This is a genomic window from Clostridium tagluense, from assembly GCF_003865095.1.
GTDB lineage: Bacteria > Bacillota > Clostridia > Clostridiales > Clostridiaceae > Clostridium_AD > Clostridium_AD tagluense.
This window is the reverse complement of record NZ_BHYK01000009.1, coordinates 79,719-97,537: the sequence shown is the minus strand read 5'-3', so window position 1 is coordinate 97,537 and position 17,819 is coordinate 79,719. Positions and strand designations below refer to the sequence as shown.

Genomic DNA, 17,819 nt, shown 5'->3' with positions numbered 1-17,819 from the left:
ATTGCTAGTTTATTTTTATTAATTATATGTTAATTATCATAATAAAGCAATATTTTTCTTGTTTTTTTATTCATTTATCGTAATATTTATTCATCTTAAAATATACTTATCAGCTAAAACCATTTTTTTAAACAAAATAAAGGATAACAAAGAGACTATTTAAATAATCTTTTTGTTATCCTTATTAATATATTGATTATATTTATTAACGAAATAGAAAATATACTTACAGCTTTATTGCAAATATTACCAACTGTGTTATATTTAATAGTATTAAATTTGAATTTTTCTACGCAAAAAAAACATGTCATAATCATCTATACTCCTTCCTAGCCTCACAGGACTAACTTAAAAGTGTACTTCTTTTTTTATATATAATTTATAATTTCTTCTTAGTTTAATTTAGATTTTGCAATTTGTCAATGCATAAATATAATTTTTAGTTGCAAATTAGTTGAAATTTGGTAAAATGTAAGATGTGTTTAAAATTATTTACAAGAATTTAACCATATTTCAAAACTAAAGGTGTGGTTTGACTAGGAGGCAACAGTATGCAAAAAATAGGAATGAGAAATATTAAAACTGCAATTTCAGTTTTTTTATGCATAATTATATTAAGGTTTTTTCATAACGAAAATCCCTTTTATGCATGTATAGCTGCAGTAATAACAATGCAAAGCACTGTACACAATTCTTTTACTACAGGTAAAAATAGGATGATTGGTACTATCATAGGTGCGATTTGGGGATTAATATTCGCACTTATAAGTCCTAATAACGTATTTCTTATCGGTATAGGCATAATATTTGTAATTTATTTTTTGAACCTTCTTAATAGAAAAAATTCTATTATCATTGCATGTGTAGTTTTTTTAGCAATAATGACGAATCTTAAACAAGGCACTCCGCTAGTTTATAGTTCCAATAGAGTTATAGAAACTTTTGTTGGTATATTTGTATCAGTTTTAGTAAACTATCTTATATTCCATCCTAAATTTTTAGATAACTTGCATAAAGACGGAAAATTTTTAATTCATAATATTTTTATAACATCTAAAGATGTATTTAATTTTAATGGAGATATTAATATTTCTGGCTTAAACCTTCAAATATCCAAATTGGAAAAATCATTAGACTCCTACTTAAGTGAAATACAAAGTGAAGGTGCTGAAAAACAACATGTTAACAAAATTAATAAAGTTATAGATACTTCAAAAACTGCTTATAATCATCTAGTTATATTAAATTCTATAACATTCACAAATTCGCCTTGTAATTGCTATTTTAATGAAAGTAACCGCTTTAACATAAATGAATTGTTCCATGAAGATATACTTAGTACATCTTACATAAATAACGATATAAACATAGTATTTAACTTTCATGTTCAGCATTTACTTGAAACACTAACTATTTTAAGAGAACTGTACTCAGAAGAATATTGAGTTATTTAATAAGCAAAGCCATACTGCGAATTCACAGTATGGCTTTGCTTATCATTTTATAAATCTGTCTTCGTATAATAAACAATACCTAATGCACCAGGTCCAACATGGGTTCCTATTACAGGTCCAATTGGAGCTATATCTACTTTTTTACCTATACATTCTTCAATTATTTTTGCAAAAGCTTGTGCCCCTTCTACATCATTTATGTGATGTATCATCACTTCGCCAAGTCCATGAGAGCTTATATCTTCAATAAATTTATCAACCATAGTTTGTATGGCACGTTTTTTAGTCCGTACTTTATTAAACAATTCTGTTTTCCCATCTACTACAGTGAGAATGGGTTTAATTTGAAAAATAGTACCTAGCAGTGCACTTGCACCACCTATTCTGCCACCCTTTTTTAGATACTCTAAAGTATCAGGTATAAACAGAAATCTACTTCTTTTTATATTGTCTTTTACGTTGCAAGCTACTTCAGCTATTGATTTTCCATTTTGTGCTGCAATCGCCCCCGTTAATGCTGCAAATCCAAGTTGCATACAATTAGATCTTGAATCTATAATCTGTATTAATGCATTTGGATAACTCTCAAGTATCATATTTTTTGCAAGGCATGCATTTGAATAGGTTCCACTCATTTCTGAAGATAGAAAAACACCAACAACTTCATTATTATCTTTTACATTTTTTTCTAGGATGCTGTACATTTCCTCTAATGATGGTTGTGATGAAGTGGGAATACTTATGCTCTCATGCAGTTTTTCATAAAAAGTTTCGTTTTTAATATTGATTTCTTTAAACTCCTCATTTTCAAAAATAACAGTTAGTGAAGTTATAGAAATATCATATTTTTTTATTAACTCCTCGCTTATATACGAGGTACTATCCGTTATTATTTTTACGGTCATTGTCCACCCCCACTTGTTCATTATTAAATATATTATACTATATTCTTATGCTAAGCAATACCCTAGAAGCTATGAATAATATAAATCATAATTATATTAAATTTATACCCACAATAACTGTAATATATTTCACAAAATATTAAATTATTTTAAACTCTTGCAAATAGCACTAAAATGCCTCCTCATATGGTATAATTATAAAGTGAAAAAGTAGGTGATATGAATAACTTTGTTAACTGTTTCTTTTGAAATAAACAACTATTAAAATAAAATCTTTAATATAACTAATATAAAAATCAAGGGGAGGTGCTGCAAAAATATAGGTTAAATCATATGGCTACCTATATTTGCAAGCAGGAAAATATGGATAAAGATAAAAATAAACAAACAGAAAAAGAAACTAATGAAAGTATAAATAGTTTGTATTCAAACAACAATTTAGAAAAGCATAAAACTAAATCTAGTGAAATGAATCAATTAAAGGATCATGCGGAAGGCCAAAAATACATAAAAGAAATGCATGAACTAGCAGATAAAAATGAATTTAAAAACAATATAATTGTTTTAGGACTTTTTATGGTTATAGCTGCTATAGTTGTGTTTTCTATATTAATGAACACCTCTTTCATGAAGTCAAAAACAGACGTTGTTACCAAGAAAACAACTACAGAAAGTACTGCTGCTAATGACGCTAAATCTATTACATCCCAAGAGAAGATTTATGGATATTTAGATGTAGAAGCAAATAGAACTTCCACACTAAAAAAAGCCATCGCCTTAAACAAAGGAACTAAAACAGGAGTTACTGTATATCTCTTGTCAGAAATTTTAAGATCCAACGACATTGCTATCCCTGTAGACACGTCTACTGTTAAACAGTTGGTAACAGATTTAACTTCAATGGATTGGAAAAAAAATACTGACCTTACTAAATTACAAAAGGGAGATATATGTTTCACCACAGATGTGTCTGGAAAACCTGGTGTCCCTTCCCACGCTTATGTGTTTATGGGTTGGTTAGAAGATGGTAAGACTCAATATGCTAATGTATGTGATGGTCAAATTCAAGAATATAATAATATACTTCATAAACGAAATTTATCTATTTCAGTTGATGAAATAGATAAATTCAGCTTTTTTCTTAGGAAATAAACGAAAAATGTAAATTTTTACAATAACAAACTAAGGATAGCCTAAGGGCTATCCTTTTATTTTTTTAAAAAAATATTTTCACTGGAAATTTTTATAAATTTTTAGTAAAATGTAAGTGACTGTATTTTAAAATTACTATAAATTATAAAATGGAAAAAGTAAGGGGGAACTAATGAGAAATTCGAATATTCTAAAAACTTATTCTGGCTTACCTAGGAGTATTTATATTGTATTTTTCGCTAGAATTATTAACAGTATGGGTAGTTTTGTTCATCCATTTCTAACACTATTTCTTACTAAAAGCATGGGTCTTGGACTTAAAACTGTAGGTTTATTTTTAATGATGTCAGCCTTATCTTCTATACCTGGCTCACTAATAGGTGGAAAATTATCAGATCATATTGGTCGAAAAAAAATTATTATTATTTTTCAAGGTTTGGCAGCACTATGCCTTATCCCTTGTGCCTTTCTGGGTAAATCTATAATAATACCATATCTACTAATTCTTTCATCCTTTTTTGGAGGAGCTGTCCAACCAGCAAATAGTGCTATGATGGCAGATTTGACAAATACAGAAAATAGAAAATCCGCCTACTCTCTTTTATATTTAGGAATTAATATAGGCTTTTCCCTTGGCCCACTGATTGCAGGCTTTTTATACAATCATTATTTGAAAATTTTATTTTTAGGAGATGCAGCTACAACTATACTATCATTAATACTAGTTGCTGTATTTGTAGAAGAGACCCTTCCCGCTAAGACAAGCACGGAAGATAAAGTAAGTAATGATTTTTATAACGAAAATGAAAAGGCCGAAGAAGGTAGCTTACTAAGTGTGCTGTTAAAAAGACCTTATCTTATAGCTTTTGCTACAATTTCAATGATTTATTCATTCATGTATTCTCAATTTGGCTTCATTACCCCAATGCAAATGGATAAACTTTTTAGTGCTGAGGGTCCAAAACTTTATGGCTCTATAATGGCTATTAATGGAGTAGTAGTAGTTACTATGACCACAATTATAGCTGCTGTAACAAGAAGACTTAGACCTATATTTAATATAGCCCTAGCTGGTTTATTTTTCTCTATAGGTTTTGGAATGCTATTTTTAGCAAAAACATTTACGGTATTTGTTATCTCTACAATTGTATGGACAATTGGTGAAATACTATCTGCCACTAATTCTGGAGTGTATATTGCAAATCATACACCAATGTCACATAGAGGTAGATTTAATTCAGTTATACCACTAATTACTGGTGCAGGCTTTGCGATTGGTCCCTTTATGATGAGCTTATTTATTAAAAATAGGGAAGTAAACTCCGCATGGCTTCTGGTGTTTTTCTTTGGAATCTTGGCTTCTACTTGTATGTATTTACTATATTTAAACGAAAAGAAAAAAGAAGCATAGTTTTACCCTAGACTTATACAAAAACATTAATGCCCAATATATCCTTGGGCATTATTTTTTAAAATTTTATTTCTTTTATAACATTTCCCTCTAAATCTTTTATTTGGAATAAATCATCTTGAAGTATTGCATAAGAATTAGGGTTCTTTTCCTTAGGTAATGATAGTGATCCTGGATTTAATACATATATTCTATTATGTTTTTTAGCTACTGGGAGATGTGTGTGACCCTGTACCAAAACATCATTTTCACTTAAATTTGGCATATTATCTTCATTATATATGTGTCCATGTGTCAAAAATAATCTTCTATTATTGTACAATATTATAGAATAATCAGCCATCATAGGATACTCTATGAGCATTTGATCTACTTCGCTATCACAGTTTCCTCTAACAGCTATTATCTTATCTTTATATTCATTTAAGAGATTTGCTACTTCCTGAGGTTTGTACTCCTCGGGCAATGGATTTCTTGGTCCATGATATAATGCATCTCCTAGCATTACTATATAGCTGGCGCCTTCTTCTCTATAACGTTTTAATGCCTTTTTTAAAAAGAAAAGCGAACCATGTATGTCGGAAATAAAAAATATTTTCATTTCTACTTGACTCCTTCCATAAAATTAATTTTTGTGCTTTATAATACCTATAGCTGTGCCTATAATGTATGTATCTTCGCTATCTACTACAATAGGCTTATATTTTTCATTTTCTGGCATAAGTAATACTCTATCTTTGTTTATAGAAAGCCTCTTTAAAGTAGCGTTACCACCTATGTCAACAGCTACAATATCTTTATTATTTGCAGCATGTTCTTGTCTTATTATTACATAATCTCCATGATTAATGTTTGCCCCAATCATACTGTCACCTTTAACCTTTAAAATAAAGGCATTTTTCACTCCCTTTAACCAATACTTTGGAAGATAAAATTTACCTTCTATTTCAGAATTAATAAGTATAGGTTCACCTGCTGCTATATCACTATATACAGGTAGTTCTAATAATTCTTCATTTATATACTCATAATCACCATTTTCATCATTTAATAGAATATCTGATATCCTACTATAATCCCTCATGAATTTATAGGATCTGCTATGCCTTAAATCACAAAATTGAAAATTCTCCAATGATTTGATGTCTAAATTTTTGTCCTTTATCTCCAACTGTTTTCTTTGAAGGATTTCTTGTGTTTTATAATTATTTTTAAATAAATGTATTTTTGCCTTTTCTCCTAGAGGTTTAGAATTAACTCTTTTGCCTTTTATCATCCAAGAATTAGTATTGTGAATCATATCTATATCAACAAGAAACATCATGTTAGAATAAGATTTTTCTTTAAATAATGCATTAATAAAATCTAACTGCACCTTAGTTAAATCATTACTTTTATCAACTATAATATGACAATACTTACCATGTGCAACAGTCTCCGCCATTAGTAGAGCATATATATTAATATCTTCATTATCAACTAAATTCTCTGACCTAAGCTTCTCATTATATGTAAGCATAAGCTGAAATATTGCTTTTCTAGCAGTAGAATTTTTGGGAATTTTTTGTGGTCCTTGTCCTTTTTCACATTTTCTTCCTGTTCTATTGCATTGCAAATAGGCATCAATTTTTAAGTAATTGCAACTTTTCATCCACTTTACTTCTTCAATAAAAAATTTAACATAACTCGCATGTAATATCCTTAGACTTGGATAAATATTTTTAATGTCCAATATGCAGTTTTTCATAATGCTATTTTTTTTATCATTACCTATTATTTGCTCATTTTTTAATTTATATTTATTTTTATATTCTAAAAAATATCTATGTAAAATGCTTTCTAATGTAACCACATGAAATTTTCTTTCACTATTAGAAAATAGAGTTAAATAATCTAATCTAGTTTCTTTTTCTACTTTGTTATATATGTCTTCAATATAATTTATATCTTCATCCTTAGAAGCTAACATTAATATTTTATCCTCTTCATATAAACAATAATTGTTTTTTAAATAAAGACTTCTATAGATAGATGCAGTTGTCTTACCGGAACCTTGAATCCCTCTAATTGTGCTATATCTTGAGGGTTTGCTACGAATCATCCTTTGTTGCTCTAAAGTTAATTCCATTTCGTCACCTCCACTGTTGTAAACATAGTAATATTATACCTTAATTAGAGCTTAAAAGTATGATTTTTCTATAATTGCTTATACTATAATAATGATTTTATTAAATTTTTTATAAATTTTGAATATATACAAGCATCTACTGAGCATACTAAGTTGTAGAACAATTTAAAAACTTTTCTAAATAGGATGAGAACTAGAGGTGATTAGTGTGAAATCAAGGATATTGAGTATTATTATTTCTTCAATGCTTATAGTTACCTGTTTATCAACTGCTGTTTATGGCAAAGATTTAAGATGTAGCTCAGTTATAGACTCTAAAAATGAATATATTAACTGTCATAACAAGGATAAATCAAAAACAGCTGACCTAATAAAATTTTTCAAAAACGTCTTTAGTAATAATATAGCTGTCAATGGTTTAAGTACTAAGGAATATAATTGGTATTTCCAGCCCCGCAATGACAATACGCCACCTGAAGGACCTAAAGAAACTATTAAAATTATATCAAACTATGAGTGTTATTATTTAGGAGACACATCAAAAAAGACACTGTATTTAACTTTTGATGAGGGATATGAAGCTGGTTATACTGCTCCTATTCTAGATGTTTTAAAAAAACACAATGTGAAAGCAGCTTTTTTTGTTGTAAAACCCTATATTACTTCTAACCCAGAATTAATTAAAAGAATGGTAGATGAAGGGCACTTAGTATGTAACCATAGTAATCACCATCCTTCAATGGCTTCAATAGTAGACGTGGAAAAATTCAATAGAGAGTTATCTGATGTAGAAGCTGAATTTGAGAATGTTACAGGGAAAAAAATATCTAAATATTTTAGACCTCCTATGGGAAAATATAGTGAGCTATCCTTACAATATACTCAAAACTATGGCTATAAAACTATATTTTGGAGTTTTGCCTACATGGATTGGCTTACTGATAAACAACCCTCCCATGAAACTGCAAAAAAACGTATTATGCAAAGAACTCACAATGGTGGAATTATGTTACTGCACGCAGTATCAAAAACCAATGCTGAAATATTAGATGATGTGATTACACAGTGGAAAAGTCAAGGATATGAGCTTAAAACACTAGATGAATTACCTTCAAAACATTAATCATCACTGAAGGTGTTGCAAATTAACTTCGCTGATGAAGCGTTATCCCAGGAGCTTTAATATTAAAAACTTCAGAAGGAGACTTATAATCCCACTGAAGTTTTGTTTTTTAAAAATAATTGGTGGATTTTTATTCACTTTCTTTACTTTTCCATAAACCCCAAAAGCCAATCTCGGGAAATCTATAATTAATTGTTTTTATATAACATTTCTACATGTGGAATATCATCTTCTAAATACACATCACTAACCTTTACAAACCCCAGGCTTGAATAAAAATTTAATAAATACTCTTGTGCAGAAATTCTAATTGTTTTTTCCTTTAAATGATTTTCGATAAATTCTATTGCTCTTAGCATCATTTTCCTTGCTAATCCTTTACCACGATATTTTTTATCAGTTAAGACCCTTCCTATAGATATCTCGTTATAAGAAATGCCCTTTTCTAAAATTCTTAAGTACGCAAGAATTTCTCCATTTTCCTTTGCAAATAAATGATAAGATTTTTTATCTTTACCATCACACTCTTCATAAATACATTGCTGCTCTATAACAAACACTTCATTTCTAAGTTTTAAAATTTCATATACTTCTTCACCACTTAGTTCAGTAAACTTTTTCATTTCCCAATTCATAGCTCTCCTTCTCCCTTGCTTCATTTATATAATCTAGTTGAGATTTATTATATCTAAATCTTAATGCAATTTAGTTAAGATTTCAACCCTTTCGACTTAATATTAAGTATAATGAAAAATCTGTTAATTGCAATTTTTTCTCTAAATTATTATTTATATTTCCTTTTTTGCATTATTATGATAATATATAATAAATATTGTATATTTAAAGGGGGACTAAATAATGAACAGAAAAAAACTTTTAAGTCTTGTTCTTACATTGAGCATTTTATCTTCAAACATTTATGTATTTAACGTTAATGCAAAAGGTGTCAATAATGAAGCTGGGTATAAACCAACTATGACATCATCAAAAGATTTGACCAATGTATTAAAAGAATGGCAAGTTTCTAAGTATAAAGGAGAAGGCATGGTAATCTCTATAATTGATAGTGGTATTGATTATAGACATAAAGATATGAAAATTACTGATCCATCAAAAGCTAAAATTAAAAATAAAAGTCCACAAGCAAAAGGAAAATATTTTACTGATAAAGTCCCTTATGGATATAATTATGCTGATAAAAATCAAAATATAATTGATGAAGGAAATATGCATGGAATGCATGTAGCTGGTATAGTTGCTGCAAATGGAGACTCTACTGAGGTTTCAAAATTTGAAGCAATTCAAGGAGTTGCACCTGAAGCGCAACTACTTGCAATGAAAGTCTTCTCAAACGATCCAGATTATCCAAGCTGTAATGATGAAGATGTAGTTCAAGCTATAGAGGATTCTGTAAAACTTGGCGCAGATGTAATAAATATGAGTCTTGGTTCCGATTCAGGTTTTGTAGAAAATAGCGCACCTATACAAAAGGCTATAAAAGAAGCTGAAGAAAAAGGTATAGTTGTAGTAGTTTCAGCTGGAAACTCTGCATACTCAACATCTCCTGATAAAGTTTCTGATATAGTTGATACAGCAGTAGTTGGTTCTCCATCTACTGCAAAAGAGGCTCTAAGTGTAGCATCTGTTAATAATAGTATGCTTGTATGGCCCGCACTAACATATAAAGTTGGTAATGAGTATAAAGATATGGCATACTTAAAATCAGAATTAGACATTAGCCCAATTGGGCTCTTAAAAGGTGAATACGATATTGTTGATTGCAGTCTTGGAACTCCTGAGGATTTTAAAGGTAAGAATTTAAAAGGTAAGGTTGCACTTATTAAAAGAGGATCTAATACTTTTATAGAAAAAGAAATAAATGCTCAAACTGCAGGTGCTGTAGCGGCCGTTATATACAATAAAGACGGTGAAAAATTATATATTAGCATGGCAAATGACCCTAGTGTAAAAATCCCTTCAATATTCATATCTAATGAAGATGGGGCTCAACTACTAGCTTCAATAAAAACTGGCACTAAAGTTAAGTTCTCAGATAAAAAAGTAAGCATAAAAAATCCTACCGCTGGAGAAATGTCTGATTTTACATCTTGGGGTCCTACTCCAAATTTGGAATTTAAACCTCAAGTTACTGCTCCTGGTGGAGATATTCGTTCAACAGTTAATAATAATGAGTATAAATATATGTCAGGGACCTCTATGGCATCCCCACATACCGCTGGTATTATGGCATTAGTTCTACAACACATGAAAGAGTTAAAATTAGACAAGTTATCCCCAAAAGAAAAAGCTGAACTTGCAAAACAACTTATTATAAGTACAGCAAAACCTCAAATTGATTCCTCCTCTAACAAAGATTTAATTCCATTTTCTCCAAGAAGACAAGGTGCCGGCCTTGTAGATGTAGCTGCTGCTGTTAAAACCAATGTAATTATTGTAAATGAAGCTGATGAATCTACTGCTGCATTAAAGCAAATTAATGGACTTACAAAACAATTCACTTTGAAATTTAAGAATTATGGAAATAAGGAAGAAACCTATACTGTTAAGACTCCAAATGTAGTACTATCAGATAAGAGCGATGAAGCAAAAGACATAATTCTAAAAGGAGCTACAGTTTCCTTTGATAAGGATAAAGTCGTTGTACCTGCAGGATCAGTAGTTGAGCTTAAGGTTACACTAAATATACCTGAAAGCACAGCTAAAGGAGCGTTTGTAGAAGGATTTTTAACCTTTGAACCTAGTTCTAAAGATTCAGCGACACTTGGCGTTCCATATATGGGATTTTATGGTGAATGGAATGAATCTTTAATCATGGACAAGCCACTTTGGGATGAAGGCTCTCATCTAAAAGGAACTGGAGTATATAGCTTAACTGAAAATGATGATGAAAATCTTTTAGGAGTAGTTGGTGAAGACGAAAAAAGCAAATTACCAATAGTTGATGAAAAATTAATCGCTGTAACTGCAGCAAATGGAAAAGTAAGTGTAACACCAAAAATAAAATTACTCAGGAATGCTAAAACTATGCTTGTTAATGTAGTAGATGAAAAAGGAAATTTAGTTAGGAGTCTAGGTGTTGAAAAAGATTTAGCTAAAGATTTATGGAAAGCAGACCCTGCTAATAAATTACAAGATGATAACTATAAAGAAGAATCGCCATGGATATGGGATTTAACTAGTTATAATCCAGTTAGTGGAAAATATGAAATAGTTAAAGATGGGCAATATTATTTCGAAGTTAAAGCATCAATTGATTCTACTACTACAAATTATCAAACTATGAAATTACCAATTAAAGTTGATTCAACTCTTCCTACTGCAGCATTGACTTCGCAAAGTAAAGTAAATTCAAGAAAATATGTTTTAAAATTCAAGGCAACAGATAAATTATCTGGAATAAAAGATTTTAAAATTATGAAAAATGGAACATATATTACAGATAAAAATGGAAGTACCTCTATGAAATTAGCACAAGATGCCGATGGAAACTACTACGTAAATTTAGATCTACAAAGTGGTAATAACAAGCTCACAATTTATAGTACTGATTATGCTAAAAACACCTATGAATATTCAACAAAGGTAGAAGTACAACCCCTTACAATAACTTCGCCTAAAGCGAGCACAGTATTCCCTTCAGGTAAATTTGAATTGTCATATTCAGGAGATTCTAAACTTGTTTCCGACATGAGATATTTCAATATTTTAGTTGATGGTGAGGTTTCCGCAAAAAATATTGAAACATCATCTTATAAATTTGAAAACTTAGCTCCTGGCAAGCATGAAATAACTGTACAAGCTTATGATATAAAAGATACTAAACTTGAAGAAGTGAGTACAAATGTAATTGTTAAAAATGATAAATTATACGTTAACTTTACTGGAGTTAAAAGAGAAGGTAGTTTCTATAATTCTGCGACTCCTACTTTAAGTGGAGATTTATCAACTGGAGTTAAATTCTTTAAAATACAAGGCACCGACGTTACTATAAATTCAGACTTAACTTTCAAGAAAGAACTAAACCTACAAGATGGCCAAAATAAAGTTTCAGTAACAGCAACAGATGAAAAAGGTAACAAGTTCGACTATTCATTGAATCTTTATTGTGATTTACTTGCTCCTAAGTTAGCTATTAATGGCATTGATATATCTGGCAAAGATAAACAAATAAACCTAGCAAAAAATGTTGACACTTTTAAACTCAACTGTGAAGTTTCTGACAATAACTTTGGATTTAAATTGTTTGTTAATGGAAATGAAATATCTACAACTGCAGATATTTACGCTAAAACAGCTCACTTTGAAACAGAAGTAAAACTTCATACAGGAATGAATTATATTGAAGTTAAAGCCGTAGATAGAGCGGGTAACGTGACAAGTAATATACTATCCGTATTCCGCTAAAAGCAATAAAAAGATAGTCTTCATCTTATGAAGACTATCTTTTTATATTAAATTTAGTTGCATGATTAAACCAAGCTAACTCAATTGATACCATAATAGTGTTAACACTACCTTTTAAGTCTTAATATAATTTTTTTTATTCCCCCACACATGTCTAACTCTAAATCCTTAATACTACCTATTATAGACTCATTATCACTCTGCAATATTTGCCTTCTAAAATTTTTATCTTTAAAGAAATCATTATCCTTATTTTCTATGTAACTTTTCAAAGCTTCAAAAAAGCTAAAACTCAATTCTTTTTCCTTTAATTTTGAAAAATCATTAACTGCCCATAATATATAATCTCGAGCCTTCGCTGTCCCACCATGGCTGAGTAAATAATTAAAGAGTTGCTTAAAGTTATAATTTATATAAACCCCTTTAGAGAAAGCATCTTCTTTTTCAGAAATGTAGTCTAATGTATTATGAAAATTACATTCTATAAAACCAACCATAATTTTTCTAAAAGTTTCTCTTGAAATTTCCTTTTCATAAAAATATTGTATTCTCTCTTTTACTTTCAAAAGTATGGGAGACACTTCATAGCCCTCTGTAAGCTTTTCAAGGGACAACTCACAAATGTTTCTTTCATTAAAACTTATTTCCCTATCTACCTTACTTGCAAGTATTCTCTGAAGATAATATACAATCATATATGTATCATTTTTTTTATACTTTTCTTCCATAATAAAGCTCTTTATTTGCCTCTTAGATATTTTCGATATATCTATATCTTCTAAGATATTCATATCAATTTCTTTACCTTTAGGCTCTTGGATTTTTATTTTTTCAATTTGAACTATATTGCTTTCTTCAGATTTTATTACCTTATGTTTTAAGTTCTCTTGAACACTTGCTGTGAATATTCCATTATATTCTTCTAAACTAAGTCCTTGCCCCTGCTGATTTTCTTTAATATATTTATCAACTTTTTCAAAAAACTCATTTAATACTTGTGGCTTATCTAGGTTATTCCAAATAAAATTCAAATAATCATTTTCATTTTTAAGTTTCATTACATTTAAATGTTCTTCCTCTTGAAAATCAAAAACATATGCAAGAGATTGCGCTACATCAGCTTTCCTTACCCCACCCTTAGCCACAAACTGAAGATTTATAAACTCCTTGATTTTTGAATCTTTCGCATAAGTTATAAACCCAAAATTTCTTCTAACTAGGTATGGAAGACCTATATATATATACTCCATTAGCTGTTTTGAGTATTTTGATAACTGCTGCGCTGGCACTTTCAGCACTATATATATTTTTCTATTATTTAAAACAGAATCAAAACACGCACTTAAAAGCTTCTTATACATAATCTCTTGTATACCTAATTCCTTGAAAAACTTATCCCTTTTGAAAAATTCATGACTCTGCTTATCCATAGGTATATCAGTTAATTCATCTAAAAAAGTTTCACCTCTCTTATTGTCACCCCCATGTAATTCAAAAATCGGCATTTTAAATTCCGCATGAAAAATTCTTTCAGGATTCCTGATATAAAACTCCTTCTCCACCTGACTTACTACATAATTATGAGTGAAATATCTATTTCTTTGACCTGTATAATCTTTGCCAGCAAAACTTGAACATCCAATTACCATTTCTCTAGGTGGTATATTAAAACACATAAGTGCCTGGGGATATTTATTTAAATCTTCTTCCTCTATTAGTTCAAAAGGTGCTTCATAAAAACAATAGTTATGAAGCACCTCTTTTATTAACTTATCTTTTAAACCCTTGCTTTTGGAAATAGTATCATATCCTGGGGTATCACTGAATAATCCTTTTTTCTCCCTTGTATAATAATGTTGCTGAATCATACTATTACCTTCCTTCTTTAATATAACCCATCTTATATAAAAGCCATAAAAAAGGCTCTTCTATTCTTAAAGGGGATATAGTAAAATTGTCATTGATTTTAGAGTTTTCTGGGTTACAACCTAAAGAAGACACTGCAAAATAGCCTACATTTTTAAAATATGCATCCATAGCGCCTTTAAAAGGTGTGTCTACTTTAGTTAAAAACCTTCTTATTTCTCCATCAATATTTTCAAATTCATTTAGATTAAAGATGCCCTCATGATTACAATTTCTAAATACGTTACTACTGGCACTTATATATTCTTCATCATTTAAACTAACTAGCATATCACTTTTAGTAACCACTACTGCTGTAGGTATATCTGTTATAGTTTTTTCTTGCTTAGATATAAAATTTTCGAATAAATACACAAGAATTTCTTTAGGTTCTTGATATTTATCTGTAAAATCTCCTTTTGATCCATTTGCTAAATTTATTTTTTTCCTTAATGCCCTCATTTGTAATGGGTCTATAAGAAATATAATACCGTCAGAATTTTGAATATGTTCTCCGTGCTTGTCTATATAATCCTTATCCGTCATACCTTCTCCTGGCACATCATAAAACACAAAAGTTATTGGCTTTTTAGATTCATCCTTAAACTTAAAAGTTTCAATTAATGGATCTATATGTTGCTTTGGGGTAGGTTCTAACATTTTATTAAATTCAAATATTATCCTCTGGTTCTGCTTTATATCTTCATTATACTCTGAGCTTCCAGGAATAACTGCGGCTTTAAACTTTTCCGCAATTTGGCGTTCAAGATAATATAAAAGACAAGACATATAAACAGACTTCCCCGCTTGAGAAGCTCCTACCACTGAAATTATTTTTGTATCCCCTCTACCTGAAGTTATAGGGAGCACATTATGACAATATGGACACAATCTCTCCTGTGTAACCTTATCATAATTATCTCTTACTTCAATAATCGCATTATCAACCTTGGTCTTGTTTTTTTCTGGCAAATCTACTGCTCTAATAATAGCATTTATCTCTCCTAAGGTAGCTTTACCAATCCTTCTATTATATTCATTTAAAATCTCATCAATCTGTTTTTCATACTCTGGATCTCCATCCTGATCATGACTTACCCTAAAATGAACATCCTCATTATTAAAAGTTTTAAAACAAAATGGACATTTAATATCATCTGTATTACGTTTTTCTTTAGATCTCTTTAAATTATAATTTTTATCTACTTTATTTTTTTTACCTAGTGCTAAAATATCAAAAATACCCATACAATACCTGATTTATAAAAACCATCAGGTACTCACCTCCCTTTTATAGCTATCAATGAACTCACTCTTACTTTTCTCTCAGATTATATGCGCTTCCATACCTATTAACATCCTTTATGAAAATCTTAACAAATTCATCCCTGCTAATTTCTATACTCGGCATTTCATTTACCCCTGGATGAAAGTCCCCGATAAAATCAAATTTAATTCCATCCTCCTGACTTTCGGGATAGTTCCCCTGTTTTTTTACATAACATAGTACATCTTTTTTAAAAGGTGCATCACAAATTATTTTCATCTTTACTTTTTTATTTTTACTAAATAAAGGCTTATACTCTATAATCTTATAAAAAATATCAGGCTTTCCTGTACAAACAATTACTTCATTTTCTCCATCCTGTTGTTTTACAAGGATAAGCTTCTCATTAATTTCCTCCGCTTTAAAAATCATAAATTTGTATTGGTCAATCTCCCTTATACTCTCAACATAACCATTAAACTCTCTATACTCTTCTCTAGTAAATATCTTTACATTTTCCTTAGTTATAGCTTCTATACCTAGCTCATCTAAGGCTTTAGACTTAAAAATATAGACTATATCATAGCCACAGGCCCACTGCCACTTTATAACAAATTTTTCTTTTTCTATTTCACATTTTACTGATTTTATGCCTTGTTCTAAGCTTTCTAAATCTCTCATATTCATAGCAAAACTCCTATCTATATAAGGTACATTCATTTTCAAATGTCTAAGCAAAATTGTCTACACACAAAGCTATTATAAACTTCTATTCACCAAATGTATTACTGCCTTTTGCATTCTTTGAATATGAATCATAATTTATTTTTGAATTCACAGCTTTAAAAAATCCATTTTTTTTGTCTTTTACATCTACAGGTACTGAGAATAAAGTAAATATAGTTGTTAGCATTACAGCTGCAATTAACCTATAAAAAGTTCCAGCCCAAGGTATAAATTTAAACCCTAATTCTAAAACAATTCCTGCGGTTACCCCTCCTACTAGTCCACCTATAATAAATCCCTTTAGAAGATATTTGTTATCAAACATAAAACTTATTGCTGTTGAAATAACAGCTCCTATAAGGGTTATAAATATTATTCTCATTATTGCATAAAATTTAATACTATCAAATAAGCCGTTTCTTTTATCTACGAGTAACCTTTGATCTCTATATTTATAGATTTTGCTAAAAATGTCCTTTAAATTTTTACTTTCAGAAACACTGTAATAATTTCCGTTAGTTACACTCGATATTTTCTTTAGCATTTTTAAATTATTATCCTTAGCCATTCCTACCGTATAAACGGAAATTTTATTATCCTGAAAAGGTTTTATAACTTCATCGAATTTTTCATTTAAATCAAAACTATCCTCTCCATCAGATAACAATAATACAATAGCATTCCTATCAACTTGCTTTGTGCTTTGTATTTCTTTTAAAGCAGTATCTAATGCAGCCTTCATATTTGTTTGACCCCTAGGCGCTTTTAGAGATTCTAGCTTTTCTAAAGCCGCTTGTTTAGTTTTTTCCGTAGCTTTAGTCATTGGAAATATTTCTAAAACTTTATTATCGAAGGTGTAAATAGAGAATCTTTTTTCTTCATTCATATTTTTAATAAGATTTTTCGTTGCCTCAAATCTATCATTATTGGGATCTGTACTTTTCATACTTTCCGAAGTATCGATTAAAAGCAATATATCATTAACTTTTTTATTGTTAACATCAAACCCATAAATAAATTGAAATAATGCACCAACTATAAATAAAAGCACAAATGTGCAAGGTACTAAGAACTTTAAAGAAGTTTTAGAATAATTATTTTTCCAATTATAACCATTGAGTCTTGGATGGATAACCTCTGCAATAATACACATAAGCCCCGAAAAGAAAGCTATAATTCCAAAATATAATCCCATGAGTATACTTTGAGGAAGGGTATATTTATAAGCATTTAATAATAGTTCACTAAATATAAATCCCAAAATACCACCTGCTCCACTCATGAAAATCATCAGTCCGTTAATTCTCTTATCCTTCACAAAAA

13 protein-coding genes are annotated in these 17,819 nt (G+C 29.7%); 5 read left to right on the top strand and 8 right to left on the bottom strand.

Going from position 1 to position 17,819, the window contains the following annotated elements; translation table 11 throughout:
- The first annotated feature begins 551 nt into the window (after positions 1-551).
- Entirely contained in the window at positions 552-1,445 is an 894-nt protein-coding gene (locus Ctaglu_RS09865; RefSeq protein ID WP_125000723.1) for an FUSC family protein, read from the top strand.
- A 56-nt stretch (positions 1,446-1,501) separates the two neighbouring features.
- Here Ctaglu_RS09865 and Ctaglu_RS09860 read toward each other — a convergent pair whose 3' ends face one another.
- Entirely contained in the window at positions 1,502-2,359 is an 858-nt protein-coding gene (locus Ctaglu_RS09860; protein ID WP_125000720.1) for a DegV family protein, read from the bottom strand.
- Positions 2,360-2,722: 363 nt separating this feature from the next.
- Between Ctaglu_RS09860 and Ctaglu_RS09855 the strand changes: the two genes are divergently transcribed.
- Positions 2,723-3,511: a hypothetical protein gene (locus Ctaglu_RS09855; RefSeq protein WP_207669460.1), complete on the top strand. Its 789-nt coding sequence runs from the start codon at positions 2,723-2,725 to the stop codon at positions 3,509-3,511.
- Positions 3,512-3,683: 172 nt separating this feature from the next.
- A complete protein-coding gene (locus Ctaglu_RS09850; RefSeq protein ID WP_125000714.1) occupies positions 3,684-4,922 on the top strand; it encodes an MDR family MFS transporter in 1,239 nt (412 codons plus the stop codon).
- A 58-nt stretch (positions 4,923-4,980) separates the two neighbouring features.
- Here the strand turns inward: Ctaglu_RS09850 and yfcE are convergent, their stop codons facing one another.
- Together yfcE and Ctaglu_RS09840 are read right to left on the bottom strand one after the other, a co-directional pair.
- The gene (yfcE, locus tag Ctaglu_RS09845; RefSeq protein ID WP_125000711.1) at positions 4,981-5,523 is read right to left on the bottom strand and encodes a phosphodiesterase; all 543 of its coding nucleotides are present in this window, start codon (positions 5,521-5,523) and stop codon (positions 4,981-4,983) included.
- A 24-nt stretch (positions 5,524-5,547) separates the two neighbouring features.
- On the bottom strand, positions 5,548-7,050 hold the full coding sequence (locus Ctaglu_RS09840) for a LexA family protein (RefSeq protein ID WP_125000708.1): 1,503 nt from the start codon (positions 7,048-7,050) through the stop codon (positions 5,548-5,550).
- A 208-nt stretch (positions 7,051-7,258) separates the two neighbouring features.
- Between Ctaglu_RS09840 and pdaA the strand changes: the two genes are divergently transcribed.
- Positions 7,259-8,173 (top strand): delta-lactam-biosynthetic de-N-acetylase, encoded by a 915-nt coding sequence (gene pdaA / locus Ctaglu_RS09835; RefSeq protein ID WP_373861671.1) that lies wholly within the window; start codon positions 7,259-7,261, stop codon positions 8,171-8,173.
- 188 nt (positions 8,174-8,361) lie between these two features.
- Here the strand turns inward: pdaA and Ctaglu_RS09830 are convergent, their stop codons facing one another.
- Positions 8,362-8,808 (bottom strand): GNAT family N-acetyltransferase, encoded by a 447-nt coding sequence (locus Ctaglu_RS09830; RefSeq protein ID WP_125000705.1) that lies wholly within the window; start codon positions 8,806-8,808, stop codon positions 8,362-8,364.
- A 223-nt stretch (positions 8,809-9,031) separates the two neighbouring features.
- Here Ctaglu_RS09830 and Ctaglu_RS09825 point away from each other — a divergent pair, with 223 nt between their 5' ends.
- On the top strand, positions 9,032-12,598 hold the full coding sequence (locus Ctaglu_RS09825; RefSeq protein ID WP_125000702.1) for a S8 family serine peptidase: 3,567 nt from the start codon (positions 9,032-9,034) through the stop codon (positions 12,596-12,598).
- Between the two features lie 107 nt (positions 12,599-12,705).
- On the opposite strand, the gene Ctaglu_RS09820 is transcribed toward Ctaglu_RS09825, so the two are convergent.
- From Ctaglu_RS09820 to Ctaglu_RS09805, 4 genes are all read right to left on the bottom strand, one after another.
- Positions 12,706-14,466: a GAP1-N2 domain-containing protein gene (locus tag Ctaglu_RS09820; protein WP_125000699.1), complete on the bottom strand. Its 1,761-nt coding sequence runs from the start codon at positions 14,464-14,466 to the stop codon at positions 12,706-12,708.
- Between the two features lie 4 nt (positions 14,467-14,470).
- On the bottom strand, positions 14,471-15,751 hold the full coding sequence (locus Ctaglu_RS09815; RefSeq protein ID WP_125000696.1) for a TRAFAC clade GTPase domain-containing protein: 1,281 nt from the start codon (positions 15,749-15,751) through the stop codon (positions 14,471-14,473).
- 67 nt (positions 15,752-15,818) lie between these two features.
- Complete coding sequence (locus Ctaglu_RS09810) at positions 15,819-16,457, bottom strand: hypothetical protein (protein ID WP_233439737.1); 639 nt, start codon at positions 16,455-16,457, stop codon at positions 15,819-15,821.
- Between the two features lie 82 nt (positions 16,458-16,539).
- Complete coding sequence (locus Ctaglu_RS09805; RefSeq protein WP_125000693.1) at positions 16,540-17,814, bottom strand: vWA domain-containing protein; 1,275 nt, start codon at positions 17,812-17,814, stop codon at positions 16,540-16,542.
- Between the last annotated feature and the right edge of the window lie 5 nt (positions 17,815-17,819).

Coding starts and splice junctions, on each gene's coding strand:
- Ctaglu_RS09865 (WP_125000723.1), top strand. CDS start 552: ATGCAAAAAATAGGAATGAGAAATATTAAAACTGCAATTTCAGTTTTT.
- Ctaglu_RS09830 (WP_125000705.1), bottom strand. CDS start 8,808: ATGAATTGGGAAATGAAAAAGTTTACTGAACTAAGTGGTGAAGAAGTA.
- Ctaglu_RS09815 (WP_125000696.1), bottom strand. CDS start 15,751: ATGGGTATTTTTGATATTTTAGCACTAGGTAAAAAAAATAAAGTAGAT.
- Ctaglu_RS09840 (WP_125000708.1), bottom strand. CDS start 7,050: ATGGAATTAACTTTAGAGCAACAAAGGATGATTCGTAGCAAACCCTCA.
- Ctaglu_RS09820 (WP_125000699.1), bottom strand. CDS start 14,466: ATGATTCAGCAACATTATTATACAAGGGAGAAAAAAGGATTATTCAGT.
- Ctaglu_RS09825 (WP_125000702.1), top strand. CDS start 9,032: ATGAACAGAAAAAAACTTTTAAGTCTTGTTCTTACATTGAGCATTTTA.
- Ctaglu_RS09855 (WP_207669460.1), top strand. CDS start 2,723: ATGGATAAAGATAAAAATAAACAAACAGAAAAAGAAACTAATGAAAGT.
- Ctaglu_RS09860 (WP_125000720.1), bottom strand. CDS start 2,359: ATGACCGTAAAAATAATAACGGATAGTACCTCGTATATAAGCGAGGAG.
- Ctaglu_RS09850 (WP_125000714.1), top strand. CDS start 3,684: ATGAGAAATTCGAATATTCTAAAAACTTATTCTGGCTTACCTAGGAGT.
- Ctaglu_RS09810 (WP_233439737.1), bottom strand. CDS start 16,457: ATGAATATGAGAGATTTAGAAAGCTTAGAACAAGGCATAAAATCAGTA.
- yfcE (WP_125000711.1), bottom strand. CDS start 5,523: ATGAAAATATTTTTTATTTCCGACATACATGGTTCGCTTTTCTTTTTA.